General features: G+C 63.0%; 12 protein-coding genes. 7 read left to right on the top strand and 5 right to left on the bottom strand.

Features of this window, described 5'->3' with window-relative positions:
• Window positions 1-3 precede the first annotated feature (3 nt).
• From accB to ACYG9Z_RS01300, 4 genes are all read right to left on the bottom strand, one after another.
• The gene (gene accB, locus ACYG9Z_RS01315) at window positions 4-468 is read right to left on the bottom strand and encodes an acetyl-CoA carboxylase biotin carboxyl carrier protein (protein WP_023751492.1); all 465 of its coding nucleotides are present in this window, start codon (window positions 466-468) and stop codon (window positions 4-6) included.
• Window positions 469-494: 26 nt separating this feature from the next.
• Window positions 495-929, bottom strand: coding sequence for a type II 3-dehydroquinate dehydratase (gene aroQ / locus ACYG9Z_RS01310; RefSeq protein WP_023751491.1), 435 nt, complete (start codon window positions 927-929; stop codon window positions 495-497).
• 150 nt (window positions 930-1079) lie between these two features.
• Window positions 1080-1883 carry a DsbA family protein gene (locus tag ACYG9Z_RS01305; RefSeq protein WP_023667484.1) on the bottom strand — a complete coding sequence of 268 codons (804 nt, stop codon included), beginning with the start codon at window positions 1881-1883 and terminating at the stop codon, window positions 1080-1082.
• Window positions 1884-1941: 58 nt separating this feature from the next.
• Entirely contained in the window at window positions 1942-3354 is a 1413-nt protein-coding gene (locus ACYG9Z_RS01300; RefSeq protein WP_023691221.1) for a M48 family metalloprotease, read from the bottom strand.
• Between the two features lie 152 nt (window positions 3355-3506).
• Here ACYG9Z_RS01300 and ACYG9Z_RS01295 point away from each other — a divergent pair, with 152 nt between their 5' ends.
• Window positions 3507-4655, top strand: coding sequence for a pyridoxal phosphate-dependent aminotransferase (locus ACYG9Z_RS01295; protein ID WP_023715790.1), 1149 nt, complete (start codon window positions 3507-3509; stop codon window positions 4653-4655).
• Between the two features lie 11 nt (window positions 4656-4666).
• The gene (locus tag ACYG9Z_RS01290; RefSeq protein WP_023715789.1) at window positions 4667-5596 is read left to right on the top strand and encodes a glutaminase; all 930 of its coding nucleotides are present in this window, start codon (window positions 4667-4669) and stop codon (window positions 5594-5596) included.
• A 93-nt stretch (window positions 5597-5689) separates the two neighbouring features.
• Here the strand turns inward: ACYG9Z_RS01290 and ACYG9Z_RS01285 are convergent, their stop codons facing one another.
• Window positions 5690-8608 (bottom strand): Rne/Rng family ribonuclease, encoded by a 2919-nt coding sequence (locus ACYG9Z_RS01285; protein ID WP_460222870.1) that lies wholly within the window; start codon window positions 8606-8608, stop codon window positions 5690-5692.
• A gap of 647 nt (window positions 8609-9255) precedes the next feature.
• Between ACYG9Z_RS01285 and ACYG9Z_RS01280 the strand changes: the two genes are divergently transcribed.
• The 5 genes from ACYG9Z_RS01280 to ACYG9Z_RS01260 all read left to right on the top strand — a co-directional run bounded on the left by ACYG9Z_RS01280 (window position 9256) and on the right by ACYG9Z_RS01260 (window position 15657).
• A complete protein-coding gene (locus tag ACYG9Z_RS01280; RefSeq protein ID WP_023738932.1) occupies window positions 9256-10515 on the top strand; it encodes an N-acetylmuramoyl-L-alanine amidase in 1260 nt (419 codons plus the stop codon).
• Window positions 10516-10728: 213 nt separating this feature from the next.
• On the top strand, window positions 10729-13185 hold the full coding sequence (locus ACYG9Z_RS01275) for a penicillin-binding protein 1A (protein ID WP_023725771.1): 2457 nt from the start codon (window positions 10729-10731) through the stop codon (window positions 13183-13185).
• Between the two features lie 130 nt (window positions 13186-13315).
• Window positions 13316-14447 (top strand): peptide chain release factor 2 gene (prfB, locus tag ACYG9Z_RS01270; RefSeq protein WP_155922402.1). Its coding sequence is split into 2 segments (ribosomal slippage): window positions 13316-13381 and window positions 13383-14447, totalling 1131 coding nucleotides; the frame shifts between segments, so codons are not numbered across the junction.
• Between the two features lie 106 nt (window positions 14448-14553).
• Window positions 14554-14973, top strand: coding sequence for a GFA family protein (locus tag ACYG9Z_RS01265; RefSeq protein WP_023751490.1), 420 nt, complete (start codon window positions 14554-14556; stop codon window positions 14971-14973).
• Between the two features lie 288 nt (window positions 14974-15261).
• On the top strand, window positions 15262-15657 hold the full coding sequence (locus ACYG9Z_RS01260) for a hypothetical protein (protein WP_023667474.1): 396 nt from the start codon (window positions 15262-15264) through the stop codon (window positions 15655-15657).
• Window positions 15658-15663 lie beyond the last annotated feature (6 nt).

The raw sequence follows: 15663 nt of genomic DNA, 5'->3' as shown, positions 1-15663 counted from the left end.
GCTCTACTCGATCACGACGAGCGGCATGCCGTACTCGACCGGCTGGCCGTCCTCGAACAGGATCGCCGTCACCGTGCCGGCGCGCGGCGAAGGGATCTGGTTCATCGTCTTCATCGCTTCGATGATCAGCAGCGTCTGGCCTTCCTTGACCTTCTGGCCGACTTCGATGAAGGCCTTGGCGTCGGGCGAGGGCGCGAGATAGGCGGTGCCGACCATCGGCGAGGGGACCGCGTTCTTGGGCGGGTCGGCCACTGCTGGTGCGGCAGCCGCGCCCGCCGCGGGCTGCTGCGCTGCCGGAGCATAACCGGCCTGCGGGGCGGCGATGGCGTGGACGGCCGGCGCCTGGCGCGATACGCGCACCTTCAGGTCGCCGAGCTCGACTTCGATCTCGGTGAGATTGGTGTCGTTCAGTATGCCCGCCAGATCGCGGATCAGTTGCTGGTCAACACCGGTCTTCTTTATCGACATTTTCGAGCCTTCTGTTTGTGGGCCGGTCATAGGCGTGCCGCCAGCGCCTGCAGCGCCAGCGAGTAGCCAAGCGGTCCGAACCCGCAGATCATGCCGACAGCGACCGGCGCGACCATGGAGACGTGGCGGAATGGTTCCCGCGCGTGGATGTTGGAGAGGTGAACTTCGGCGACGGGCAGCGGCGCGACAGCGCGGATGGCGTCGTGAATGGCAATCGAGGTGTGGCTGTAGGCACCCGGATTGATGACGATGCCGGCTGCCTTGTCGCCGGCTTCCTGGATCCAGTCGACGAGGTCGCCCTCATGGTTCGACTGGCGAAAATCAATCTCGAGGCCAAGCGCGGCGCCCGCCTGCTTGCAGTCGTCGGCGATCGAGGCAAGCGTCTTGCCGCCATAGATGCCCGGCTCGCGCTTGCCGAGCGCGTTCAGGTTGGGGCCGTTCAGGACGAAAATCGTTTTCAAAAATGCCGACCTTTTCCGACGCCGGCCTCAAGCCGGCGCGCAGGGCCTTCTATAATGGGCATAGCCGCCCGCGGAAAGAGCACAAGTGCGATCTTTCACTGTCCACAACAGGCGGAAATGTGCCCGTGAAAAATAGGCTCGCGTGCAAGATCAGAGTGCGGCTTTCGCCGCCTCGATCTTTTCAGCCAGCACTTCCTGGCCGAGCGCCCCGAACACCACTTCATTGCCGACCACGTAGGACGGCGTTCCGGTGATGGCCAGCTTGTTGGCGAGGTCGAAGGTCTTTGAGAAGGCCTCGGTGATGGTCGGGTCCTTCATCTTCTCGCGCAATTTCGCCTCATCGGCGCCTAGCGACAGCGCAACCTTGATGGCCGCCGCCTCGGTGGCGCGGCCCTGGCCGCCGAGCAGGGCGTTGTGGAACTCGCCGTATTTCTCCGGATGCATCAGATGGAAAGCCATCGAGACGACGCTGGCCTTTTGCGAATCCGGCCCGAGGATCGGGAATTCCTTGAGCACGAAGCGCAGCTCCGGATCGGCCTTTGTCAGAGCCTGCATGTCGTCGATGGCGCGTTTGCAGAAGCCGCAATTGTAGTCGTAGAATTCGACGATGGTGACCTTGCCCTTCGGATTGCCGACGACGCCGTCGAAGGTCGAGTTGAAAATCTCGGACTTGGCCTTCTCGATGACGCCGAGGCTGGCTATGCGCTGCTCTTCCTTCTGCTTGGCCTCGAGCGCCTCCTGCACTTCGAGCAGCACTTCGGGGTTCTTCAGGAGATAGTCGCGGATAATGCCCTCGACCTCGGTGCGATCGATCTTGGTGTCGGCAGAGGCGGTCTGCACGGTCTGCGCCGTGCCGGCCTTGGCCACCTGCGGACTGCCGGCGACGAACCCGAAAGCGAGCATGGCAAGAGCAGCCGCCACTCCCGTCGTGCCGAGCAATATTGCCTTGTTCATCGTCTCATCCTCTTTACCGGTTCCGGTCTATCCTAGTCGCCGCGGGCGACCGGAAGGTTCATTTCTTGAGTTTGCCTGAAGGGTTGTAGTTTATGATGTCCTGCGCCCGAATCCAGCCGGGCTCGCCGCGCTTCAAGTCTTTTTGCGCGCGCATGGCGAAAATTTTCGCATTCGTGTAATCGCCGGAATAAAAGTGGCCCTCGGCGGTGGCGAGTTCCGCCGCCGGAATGTTGCCAAGCTCGCCATAGGCCTGGGCGAGATAGCGGTATCCGACCGTGTTTTCCTTGTCGCGCCCGAGACCGTTGTTGATCTGCACCACCGCCTTCTTCAGCGAGTCGGGCGTGCCGATGGCCATCAGCGCCTGGCCGAGGGAAACGGGCAACAGGCCCGACCTCACCGGATCGAGGCTGACCGCCTTGGCATAGGCGTCCGCGGCGTCCTTGGGCTTGTTGGCCTTCATCAGTATGTCGCCGCGCATTTCCTGGAAGTAGGGGTTCTTCGGCTGTTCCTTGATCAATGCATTGGCCTTGGTCAGTGCTGCACCCAGATTGCCGTAGAGATAGGCCATCTGCGCTTCGCCATAGCGCGAGGCGAGGCTGCCCGGGGCCTTGCGGATCAGCCGCGTGGCGGCGGCCTGGCCGCCCATATAGGCGGCGATCTTGATGCGCATCATGTCGTGCCGTTGCTGCAGTGCCGGCGGATCGACCTTGTCGACGTTAGGGCTCTGCTTGACCAGCACTTCGAGATTGGCGATGCGCTCCTGCGGCATCGGGTGGCTGATGCGGTAGGGATCGACCTGCGTGCCGGAAAGCGACAGCGCGCTCTGGAAGCGGGCGAAGGTCTTCAGCATGCCCATGCCGGACTGGCCGGTGGCATTGAGATAGGTGATGGCAGAGCGGTCGGCGGTCGACTCTTCGGTGCGCTGGTAGGCAAGAATGCTGCGCTGCGCCATCTCGCCGCCGCCCGCAGCCACGCCCATGCCGGCGCCGGCAAGGCCGCGGCTGTTGGTGGTGGCGCCGGCAACGATGGCGCCGGCGCCAAGCAGCGTGGCGATGATGGCCATGGTCTTGGCGCGCTCGAGCTGGTCGCGCAATTTCTGCTGATGGCCGCCGGCGATGTGGCCGGCCTCGTGGGCGATGACGCCGATGATCTCGTTGGGCGTTTCGGCCTGCATCAGCGCGCCGGTGTTGATGAACAGCCGGCGCCCGGTAACGAAGGCGTTGAAGCTCTGATCGTTGACCAGAACGATATCGACACCGTCATTGGCAAGACCGGCCGCCTTGAAGATCGGCCGCGCATAGTCGCGCACCAGCGCCTCGATCTCGGCATCGCGCACGACCGGCACCGCCTGCGCGAAGGCCGTCACCGAGCCGGTGACAGCGACGGCGGCGGCAAGCAAAAGCGTCGCGAAGCCGCGCGCTGTCTTCCCGATGGAAGATTTGGACATCGTTGATTTGGGTCGGCTCAGCATGAGGTCCACTGGTAAACGAGCGCGCGAACGATGAAAAGTCACGGCACCGAAACTAGGCGAACTTGTGATCCTCACATCAATCGGGCATTTGTGCGGCGCTGCCGCCGGTTGATGGCTTTGAGCGGCGGGCCGGCCGGAAAGATTGAGGTCAAATGGTAGTTTCGCTGTCGCGCCGCGGTGAAGTCGAGCCGTTTCACGCCATGGACATTCTGGCCGAAGCCAACCGGCTGAAGGCGACGGGCGTGCCTGTCGTCTCCATGGCCGTCGGCCAGCCATCCGATCCGGCGCCCGTGGGCGTGAGGGAAGCAGCCGCAAATGCGCTGAGGATCGGACGCATCGGCTATACCGACACACTCGGTCTGGCGGATCTGCGCAAGGCGATCGCCACGCATTATGGCGACCATTACGGGATCGATGTCGCGCCGAACCGGATCGCCGTGACCACGGGATCGTCGGCCGCCTTCAATCTGGCATTCCTGGCGATGTTCGATCCCGGCGACCGCGTCGCCATCGCAGCACCCGGCTATCCGGCCTACCGCAACATCATGGCCGCGCTCGGTATCCAGATCGTCGAGATCGAGCTCGGCAGCGACGCCTATCTTCATGCCGAACATTTGAAATCGGCGCACCGGGAAAAACCGCTGAAGGGTGTGTTGTTCGCCAGCCCGGCCAATCCGACAGGTGCGGTCATTCCCGTCGACGAGTTGTCGGCACTGGTGAGGACAGCCGAAGAACTCGGCATCGCGGTGATTTCGGACGAAATTTATCACCGGCTGGCCTATGCCGCGCCCGACACCACGGCGCTGGCCCATGGCTCAGGCGTGACGGTGATCAATTCCTTCTCGAAATATTATTGCATGACCGGATGGCGCATCGGCTGGATGGTGCTGCCGGAAGCTCTGGTGAGGCCGATCGAACGCATCGCCCAGAGCCTCTACATCTCGCCGCCGGAACTGTCGCAGATCGCGGCGATCGAAGCCTTCAAGGCGGCGGAAGAGCTGGAAGCAGTGAAGGCGCGCTATGCCTGGAACCGCGAGCTGTTGATGCGGCGCCTTCCGGAACTCGGATTTCCCTTGGCGGCGCCGATGGACGGTGCCTTCTACGCTTTCTGCGATGTCACCCGGCATACCAATGACAGCATGGCCTTTGCGCGCAAAATGCTGGCCGAAGCGCATGTGGCGGCGACGCCCGGTCGCGATTTCGATCCGCTGGCAGGACACCGCACGATGCGCTTTTCCTATGCCGGCAGCCATGACGACATGGTCGATGCGATGGCGCGCATCGAGCGCTGGCTGAAATAGCGGGGACGAGCATGCCGGATCTTGAACAAACGCTGGCCGACATCGCCGCCGAGATGGCCGAGCGCTCCGATCGCGGCGAGGTCGCCACCTACATTCCGCAGCTCGGCAAGGTCGATCCGAAGAAATTCGGCATTGCCGCCGTGACCAATGACGGCCGCGTGCTGGTCGCCGGCGACGCCGACCAGGCGTTTTCGATCCAGTCCATCTCCAAGGTGTTTACGCTCACGTTGGCGCTCGGCAATGTCGGCGACGCGCTGTGGCAGCGTGTCGGACGCGAGCCGTCGGGCAATCCGTTCAACTCGATCGTGCAGCTCGAGCATGAGAACGGCATTCCGCGCAATCCGTTCATCAATGCCGGCGCCATCGTCGTCTCCGACATACTGCTTGCCGGCCACCAGCCGCGCGAGGCGATCGGCGAAATCCTGCGCTTCATCCAGTTCCTTGCCGATGACGAAGCGATCATCATCGACCGCGAGGTCGCGGCTTCCGAACGCGCCACCGGCTATCGCAACTTCGCGCTTGCCAACTACATGAAATCCTTCGGCAATCTCCACCATGCACCGGAGCTGGCGCTGGGCGTGTACTTCCACCATTGCGCCATCGCCATGAGCTGCCGGCAATTGGCGCTGGCCGGCCGCTTCCTCGCCAATGGCGGCAGAAACCCGGCAACCGGGCACTCCGTGGTGTCTGCCGAGCGGGCGCGGCGCATCGGCGCCATGATGCTGACCTGCGGCCACTATGACGGTTCCGGCGATTTCGCCTTCCGTGTCGGCATTCCCGGCAAAAGCGGCGTCGGCGGCGGCATATTGGGGATCGTGCCGGGTGTGGCTTCACTCGCCGTATGGTCGCCGGGCTTGAACGCCAACGGCAATTCCAAGCTGGGGTCGATCGCCTTGGAAAAACTGGCCAGGATGATGAACTGGTCGATTTTCGCCCCCTGATGCTTTCCGCCATTCGCGCATGAAAAAATCCCGCGCCGTGGTTTGAACGGCGCGGGATTTTTGTCAGGAACCTATCTTAATCGGCTGAATAGCTTAGAAAAAGCCCTTCCGCTGCCACCAGCCGGCGCGCTTCGGCTTTTCCTCGGCCTTTGCCTCGTCGGCAACGCTGGAGGAAACCACCGGCACCGCGGAGGTATCCGCGGCCACGGCTTTGCGCCGTGACGGGCGAGCCTTGGCGGGCTCGTCGTCGACGGTCGTTTCCGTGGCGGCATCGGCCGCAGCGGGGGCGGCTGCTTCGACGGCAGCTTCCGGTGCAGCCTCGGCCGCCGTCTCATCGGCGACTTCCACCACAGCCTTCTTTGCCCTTGAAGCGCGCTTCTTCTTCGGCTTTTCGGCTGGAGCGTCGTCGTTCGCCGCGGCGGGAGCCGCTGCTTCTTCAACCGCTACGGCTGCTACGGGCTCGCTTGCGGCCGTTCCGACTTCAGCGGCCTCGGCCACCGAGGCGGTTTCGCCGGCTTCGGTCTCCGTGCCGTCTTCGCGACGATTGCGCTTGCCGCCGCGCTTGCCGCGACGGCGCTTCTTGCCCTGGGCGTCATCTGATGCTTCCACCGTTTCGACGGCGCCAACCTGGGCTTCGTCTTGCTGTGTTGCATCGTCACCGCCTGGTTCAGCGGCAAAGTCGTCGCTTGCCGCCGAAACCGAAGCACCTTCGGCGCCATGCTCGCGATCGCCATGTTCGCGTTCGCGATCCTTGCCGCCGCGCCGCCTGCGGCGCTTGCGACGCTTGCGATCGCGGCCTTCGCCGTCCTCAGCCGATCTCGGCTGCTGCTGCTGCGACTGCGGCTGCGGCTGGCGCGGCTGCTCGGCCTGTACCACAACCTCGTCGTCTTCCTCCTCGATGACGATCTCGTCCTCGGGCTCTTCCGGCTCGACATAGGCCGGGAAGGTTCGCGCTTCGACAAAGCCTTCCGGCTTTTCGGCAATGGCGCCGCGGAAGATCGCGTAGTGCTGCACACCCACCGTATCATCGGCCTCGACGGTGATGGTCAGGCCAAAGCGGCTTTCGAGTTCCACCAGCGTGCCGCGCTTGTGGTTGAGCACATAGAGAGCGGTCGCCGCCGGGGTCCGCACCGTGATGTGGCTGCGCGAATCCTTGAGCAGGAATTCCTCGATCGCCCTCACCACCATCAGCGCCACCGACGAATCGGAGCGCACATGGCCGGTGCCGCCGCAATGCGGGCAGGGCTTCATGGTCGATTCCAGCACGCTGGCGCGGATGCGCTGGCGCGACATCTCCATCAGGCCGAAATGCGAGATGCGGCCGACCTGGATGCGAGCTCGGTCGTTCTTGAGGTGATCCTTCAGCCGCTTCTCGACGGAGCGGTTGTTGCGGTTCTCCTCCATGTCGATGAAGTCGATGACGATCAGGCCGGCGAGATCGCGCAGCCTCAATTGCCTGGCGACTTCTTCCGCCGCTTCAAGGTTGGTGTGGAGAGCGGTGTCCTCGATCGAGTGCTCCTTGGTGGAGCGGCCCGAATTGACGTCGATGGCGACCAGCGCCTCGGTCTGGTTGATGATGATGTAGCCGCCGCTCTTCAGCGTCACCTGCGGCTGCAGCATGCGGTCGAGCTGCGCCTCGATGCCGTTGCGCACGAAGATCGGCGTCGTGTCGCGGAACGGCTGAACCACCTTGGCGTGGCTCGGCATCAGCATGCGCATGAAATCCTTGGCCTCGCGGTAGCCTTCCTCGCCGGAGACAAGAATCTCGTCAATATCCTTGTTGTAGAGGTCGCGCACCGAGCGCTTGATCAGGCTGCCTTCCTCATAGACGAGGGCAGGGGCGGTGGATTGCAGCGTCAGATTGCGGACGTTTTCCCAAAGCCGCATCAGATATTCGTAGTCGCGCTTGATTTCCGCCTTGGTGCGGCTTTCGCCGGCGGTGCGCAGGATGACGCCCATGCCCTGCGGCACTTCGAGATCGGCAACGACCTCCTTGAGGCGCTTGCGGTCGACCGCACTGGTGATCTTGCGCGAAATGCCGCCGCCGCGTGCGGTGTTGGGCATCAGCACGGAATAGCGGCCGGCAAGCGACAGATAGGTGGTGAGCGCCGCGCCCTTGTTGCCGCGCTCTTCCTTGACCACCTGCACCAGCAGAATCTGCCGGCGCTTGATGACTTCCTGAATCTTGTACTGGCGGCGCACCGGCTTGCGGCGGCTGCGCACCTCTTCCAGCGCATCCTCGGCGCCTACGGATTCGATCTCGTGGTCGTCCGGATGCGAGGACTGCACCTCTTCCAGCATGCCGCGGTCATTGTCCTCGGAGGTGGCTTCGCCACTTGCCTCGCTGGACGACCTTTCGTCACCCGGCTCCGCCGCAGGGACAGCTTCGGAGATCACATCCGCTTCGACGCTTGCCGCGATCGATGTCGGGCCGCCTTCCGACGGTTCGGTCGCGGATGTCTCGGCGTCGGAGGCTTCGCTGTCGCCATGCCCGGCATGATCGTCATGCCCGGCGGTATTGGCCGCGGCATGCTCGGAAGCAGGCGCTTCGGAGACGGCATCGCTGCCGGCATCGCCATGTTCGCCGTTTTCATCATCGGCGCCGGCGTCGCGCTTGTGTTCGCCTCGCTCACGACCCTTGCCGCCGCGCCGGCGGCCGCGCCGGCCGCGATCGCGGCTCTGGCGGTCGTCGCCGTCATTGTCCTCGTTCTCCTCGTCCTCGGCTTCCTGCGCTTCAGCGCGCAGCAAAGCCTGACGATCGGCGACCGGGATCTGGTAATAGTCGGGGTGAATTTCACTGAAGGCGAGGAAACCGTGACGGTTGCCGCCATATTCGACAAAGGCTGCCTGAAGGGAAGGTTCGACGCGCGTTACGCGGGCGAGATAGATGTTTCCTTTGAGCTGCTTCTTGTCCTGAGATTCAAAGTCGAATTCTTCAATACGGTTACCGCGGATAACGACAACGCGTGTTTCCTCCGGGTGGGAGGCGTCTATCAGCATTTTGTTGGGCATTATTTCGTTTCCTCCCGGCAGCCGTCAGCCGCAGCTTGCGAGGCAAAGCCCGCTGCTGCGTGTCTGGGATGTGGGTGCCGGATGTCTGAATGTCCGCCGGACGCCGCTTGAGCGCCATGGCGGTGCCGCCCGCAGCCACAATGGCGCGGTTTGATGCGGACCTTTCCATGATTGCGCTTGAAGCCATCGTCACCAGCAGAACCTTTTGAACCAAAGCCCGGACGAACCGGACCAGCTTGTTTGCTCATACAGAGCCGGCACGGGAACAAACCCGGCCGTTTTCCTCACGCAGGCGATTCCCCCGCCACGGGCGCACACCTGCGAAATTCGTCGCGATCACCTGAAGCCTTTTCGCTGGAGCGAAAGGAGCCGCCTTTCATCTGACCTGTAGCAGGAAGCTGCGGGAGAAGCGGTTCCAGGATTGCAGTGATCCACCATCGCTTTTATGATTTGACGGTGTGGAAGGCAACCCCGATTTCGGATGCCGGCAAAAAGCAGTGCCGTAACGGAAGCACAGGCCTTAATCCTCAATGAAAAGGCTTGGTTAACCTTCTCTGGATACCAATCGTTAATCGAGTCTGCGGCCTGACCGGCATTTCGACCAACCACGCGGGCGCAAGCGCCAAACCGGGAGCGACTGCAAAGAAATGGGACTGGCGGGCATCACAGACAAGGGCCATGGCCGTGCAGGCCGTTTCCTGCGCGCTGCCGGTGTGCTGTTGCTGCTGGCGCTTTGCCTTGCTTTTGCGCCGGTTTCACGCGCCGCCGATGCGCCACTCGGCGCCACCGCCTACAAGATGGCCGGCGACGCTACCAAGATGCGCATCGTCATCGATTTCGACCGCGAGCCCGACATCAAATGGTTCCTGCTGCGCGGCCCCAACCGGCTGGTCGTGGACCTGCCGCGCACCCGATTCGCCATTGGCGCGAAGGACGCCAAGGCCCGCGGCCTGGTCAAAGCGGTGCGTTATGGCGATCAGGGCGAGGGATCGCGGCTGATCCTGACCGGCAAGGGGCCGTTCTCGGTCGACAAGCTCGAGGTGCTCAAGAACGAGGACGGCGCAGGCTATCGCATCGCCATCGACATGTCGGCAGCCTCCGACCGCGAGTTCGACGAAGCCCTTGCCAACCAGGCGCTGACCACTGGCTCGACCGTCTCCACCGACAAGGGCTCCAGGGTCGGCACAGGGCCGATCTCCAATCCCGGGCATCGCTTCACCATCGTCATCGATCCCGGCCATGGCGGCATCGACGGTGGCGCCGAAGGCCTCAACGGCACCATCGAGAAGAACGTGACGCTGGCCTTCGCCACCGAATTGCGCGACAAGCTCGCCGCCGTCGCCAACTACGACGTGTTCATGACGCGCGATACCGACGAGTTCCTGCGGCTCGATGACCGCGTGCGCATCGCCCGGCAGCACGAGGCTGACCTTTTGATCTCGATCCATGCCGACACGATCAGCGTCAAGGGTATCAGAGGCGCCACCGTCTATACCGTCTCCGACAAGGCGTCCGATCCGCAAGCGCAAGCGCTTGCCGACCGTGAAAACCTCTCCGACCAGTTCGCCGGCATGGTGATCAAGGACGACAACAAGGAAGTCACCGACATACTGATCGACCTGATCCGCCGCGAGACGCATAATTTCTCGATGAGCTTTGCCCACACTCTGGTCGGCCAGTTGTCCACCAGCGTCGGCCTGATCAACAATCCGCAGCGTTCGGCCGGCTTCAAAGTGCTGAAAGCGCCCGATGTGCCGTCGGTGCTGGTGGAACTCGGCTATCTCTCGAACGCCAAGGATGAGGCGCAACTGCTCGACGCCGACTGGCGCGGCAAGGCGGCGCAGAGCATCACCAACGCCGTCGCCCTGTTTGCCTCCGCCAAGATGGGAACGGGAACCGGAGGCTGAGATGGTCGCCGCCGCCCACGACCGGAGGCAGCGTTGCACGACGACAACACCAGGCGCTTTTATTTCCGGTGGGGGATGCCGAAACCGGGCACTGCCGTATTTTGCCCACATGGTGGCGACATGGGTTTTCCATCACGGATCGGGACAGTTGCGAAGGCTTGCGCGAAAGGCGGCTTCGTCTAGGAAATTCCCGGACCTCGGACTGGAGCGGGCATGATTCGTCTTATCGGCTATTTCTTTGGTATCGGCACGACGCTGGCGCTTATCGTCGCCGCGGGCGTGGCGATATACATCAGCCATCTATCGAAAGACCTGCCCGACTACGAGGTCCTGGCCAAGTACGAGCCGCCGGTGACGACCCGCATCCATGCTTCCGACGGCTCGCTGATGGCCGAATATGCGCGCGAACGGCGGCTCTATCTGCCGATCCAGGCGGTTCCGGACCGGGTCAAGGCGGCGTTCCTGTCGGCCGAGGACAAGAATTTCTACAACCATCCCGGCATCGACATCACCGGGCTTGGCCGCGCCATCTACGTCAACCTGCAGAATCTGGGTTCGGGCAGGCGCCAAGTCGGCGCCTCGACCATCACCCAGCAGGTGGCGAAGAACTTCCTCTTGTCCTCGGACCAGACCTACGAGCGCAAGATCAAGGAGATGATCCTGGCCTTCCGCATCGAGCAGGCTTATTCGAAGGACCGCATCCTTGAGCTCTATCTCAACGAAATCTTCTTCGGCTTCGGCGCCTATGGCGTTGCGGGCGCGGCACTGACCTATTTCGACAAGTCGGTCAACGAACTCACGGTCGCGGAAGCCGCCTATCTGGCGTCGCTGCCGAAGGGGCCCAACAACTACCATCCCTTCAAGCATGCCGACCGCGCCATCGAGCGCCGCAACTGGGTCATCGACCAGATGGTCGAGAACGGCTACGTGACGCGCGAGGAAGGCGACAAGGCCAAGGCCGAGCCGCTCGGCGTGACGCCGCGTCGTAACGGCTCCTATCTGTTTGCGGGTGAATATTTCACCGAGGAAGTGCGCCGCCAGATCATCTCGCGCTATGGCGAGAACGCGCTCTATGAGGGCGGCCTTTCGGTGCGCACGACGCTCGATCCGAAGATTCAGCTCATCGCCCGCAAGTCGATGCAGAACGGCTTGCTCAAATACGACACGCTGCGCGGCTATCGCGGACCGGTGACGCACATCGATGCCTCCGGCGACTGGGGCGTGGCGCTGGGCAACGTCAAGGGGCTGGAAGACGTGCCGGAATGGTCGCTTGCCGTCGTGCTCGACAGCTCGGCGACCGGCCTTTCCATCGGCCTGCAGCCGACGCGGCAGATTTCGGGCGATATCGTCAAGGAACGCATCGAAGGCGCCGTCAGCAAGGAAGACATGAGCTTTGCCATGCGCCATGTGGTCGATGGCAAGACGGTGAAGGCCAAGTCTCCGGCCGATGTACTGCAGCCCGGCGACGTCATCTTCGTGCAGAAGAACGAAGGGTCGGAAGCCGCCTACACGTTGCGCCAGGTGCCGGAAGTGGAGGGCGGCTTGATCGCCATGGATCCACATACCGGCCGCGTGCTGGCCATGGTCGGCGGCTTCTCCTATGCGCAGTCGGAGTTCAATCGCGCCACGCAGGCGATGCGCCAGCCGGGATCGTCCTTCAAGCCGATCGTCTATTCGGCCGCGCTCGACAATGGCTATACGCCGGCCTCGGTTATCATGGACGGACCGATCACCATCCAGAGCGGCAACACGACCTGGACGCCGAAGAACTATGACGGCACGGTGGCCGGCCCCGCGACCTTGCGCTCCGGTATCGAAAAGTCGCGCAATTTGATGACGGTGCGGCTCGCCAACGACATGGGAATGAAGCTGGTGGTGGAATATGCCGAGCGTTTCGGCGTCTACGACCATCTGGCGCCGTATCTGCCGATGGCGCTGGGTTCCGGCGAGACGACGGTGATGCGCATGGTGTCGGCCTATTCGATCATGGCCAATGGCGGCAAGTCGATCAAACCCTCGCTCATCGACCGCATCCAGGACCGCTACGGCAAGACCGTGTTCAAGCAGGACGAGCGCGGCTGCGAAGGTTGCAATGCGCCCGAATGGAACAACCAGCCCGAACCGGAACTGGTCGACAATTCCGAGCAGGTGCTCGATCCGATGACCGCCTACCAGATCACCTCGATGATGGAAGGCGTCGTCCAGCGCGGTACCGGCGCCACCATCGCCGAGCTTGGCCGCCACATCGCCGGCAAGACCGGAACGACCAATGACGAGAAGGACGCCTGGTTCATCGGCTATACGCCGAACCTCGTCGTCGGCCTTTACATGGGTTACGACACGCCGCGCGGTCTCGGCCATGGCGCCACCGGCGGCGGTCTGGCGGCACCTATCTTCAAGGACTTCATGCGCGTTGCGCTGGACGGCACGCCGAATGTCGACTTCAAGGTGCCGGAAGGCATGAACCTGGTCGCGATCAACCGCAAGACCGGCATGCGTGCCGCGTCGGGCGATCCCGGCACCATCATCGAAGCCTTCAAGCCTGGCACCGGCCCAGCCGACAGCTATTGGGTGATCGGCATGGGCGCCGACGGGTCCAACGGCGCCGGCGGACCGCTATCGCCGCAGGCAACGGAAGCCATCCAGGCACCCGGCGGCGGACTCTACTGACGACCTGATTTTTTACGTCGAATGGGCTGGCTTGTTGAGCCGGCCCATTTCGCTTTACAGGCAGCAATGCCGTGCCTATGTATCGCGCCGACCCAAGCGCCACTTCGAAAACAGGACAGAACAACCAGCCATGCGCGCGGAAACGCAGAATATTGTCGACGAGATCAGGCAGGCGATCACCCTGCTGAGGAGGCATCTTTGACTGGGATCAGGCTATAAAGCGGCTTGAATACCTGAACGTGCGCGCCGAGGATTCCAGCCTCTGGAATGATCCGCTGGAAGCGCAAAAGCTGATGCGCGAGCGCCAAGGCCTCGAAGACGGGATCGCCGGCGTCAAAAGCCTGACTCAGGCGCTGGAAGACAATATCGGCCTGATCGAACTGGGTGAGGAAGAGGGCGACCAGAGCGTGATCGCCGAGGCGGAAGCAGCCCTCCGCTCGATGCAGGGCGAGGCCAAGGCCCGCCAGGTCGAGACGCTGCTGTCGGGCGAGGCCGACGCCAACGACACCTATCTCGAAGTCCATGCCGGCGCCGGCGGCACCGAGAGCCAGGACTGGGCCTCGATGCTTCTGCGCATGTACACGCGCTGGGCCGAGCGTCGCCGTTTCAAGGTCGAAGTGCTGGAAGTCCATGACGGCGAAGAGGCCGGCATCAAGTCCGCCACGCTCCTGATCAAGGGCCACAATGCCTATGGCTGGCTGAAGACCGAGTCGGGCGTTCATCGCCTGGTCCGCATTTCACCCTATGACAGCAATGCGCGCCGCCACACGTCCTTCTCCAGCGTCTGGGTCTACCCGGTCGTCGATGACAGGATCGAGATCGACGTCTCGGAATCGGATGTACGCATCGACACCTACCGCTCATCCGGTTCGGGCGGCCAGCACGTCAACACCACGGACTCGGCGGTTCGCATCACCCATATCGCCACCGGCATCGCGGTTGCCTGCCAGGCCGAACGCTCGCAGCACAAGAACAAGGCGAAGGCCTGGGAAATGCTGCGCTCGCGCCTTTACGAGGAAGAGCTGAAGAAGCGCGAAGCGGTGGCCAATGCCACAGAAGCGTCGAAGAGCGACATCGGCTGGGGTCACCAGATTCGTTCCTATGTGCTGCAGCCCTACCAGTTGGTGAAGGACCTGCGCACCGGCGTCGAGAGCACCAGCCCGTCGAGCGTGCTCGACGGCGACCTCGACGACTTCATGGAAGCCTCGTTGTCGCAGCGCATCGAGGGCGGTGCCGGTGAAGCCGTGGCCGACCTCGACTAGGATATGTTCATATTCAGCTGAGGCCGGCCTGCGAATGGATGATACCTGCGCTTCCGCCACTTTCTTGAATAAGAACATCCCTTGGCGGGGGAGCGAAGGAGGAACCATGACTCGCAGGCTCACCGGCAAATGCTTTTGCGGCACGGTTCAGTATGAAGTGGCGGACGAGTTCGTCTATGCCGCGATCTGCCATTGTTCGAACTGCCGGCGCACCACAGGTTCCGCCTTCAAGCCCTTCGCCGGCATCGAGCGCGAGAAACTTGCCCTTGCCGAAGGGCATCACGGGCTCATCCATTTCGGCGATGACAGCGGCCACGATGCGCATTGCAGCCGCTGCGGCTCGTTGCTGTATTCGCTGGTCCGCGACGGCGCCCATGTCCATGTCGCCATGGGCACGCTGGTCGACGATCCGACGATCCGGCCGACCGCGCACATCTTCGTCGGCTCCAAAGCGCCATGGTTCACCATCGCCGACGACTTGCCGCAATATGAAGGGCATGTGGTCGCCGGTCCAGGCGAAGTATAGGCTGGAACCACATTCGGCCAATCCCGTTGTTTCGATGCCCGTCTGCCGGGAGTTGAGCCTGGCCTTGGATCTCGTCAGCGGTTGCAGATAGCGGCGTAGATGTGGCGGCCTCGCGCAGCAACTTCTTGCGCCAGCCTAGGAATCAGCCCAGCATCCGAGGGCTGGAAGAGAAAAAGCATTTATGGCCGGACGCGGCATATCTGCGACCTGACGATCCGGCCACTGGGAAGACACGTTCCGGGAACGGGCAAGCGAAACGCTTGATGCTCGTTTGAAAGGAACGCTTCCATGTCTGCTGCCACTCTCCGATCGGCCAGAGCCGTTCAACCGGCTGGCCGACTCCTGTTTTCCTTGTTCGTGACCCCGATCTTTGCAATCGCGATGCTTGCTGCGGTGCTGACCGCACCCGCCTTCGCCCATGACGCCAAGCCTACGGCGGCGAAGCCGCAAGGCTGGAGCTATCCCTTCGCCTGCTGCGCAAACTACGACTGCCGTACCACCCATACCGGCGAGGTGCTGGAAAAGCCGGAGGGCTATGTCATCGCCGGAACGGGGGAGGTCGTGCCGATGAGCGACAAGCGGGTCAAGGACTCACCCGACGGCGATTTCCACTGGTGCGCGCACCAGGCCGGCCTCGACGCAGGCAAGACGATCTGCCTGTTCGTGCCACCGCGTTCCTACTGAGTTCTG

The sequence above is a fragment of the Mesorhizobium sp. RSR380A genome (assembly GCF_054719385.1).
Note: the sequence above shows the minus strand (reverse complement) of the source record. Positions and strands in the feature narration are given on the sequence as shown.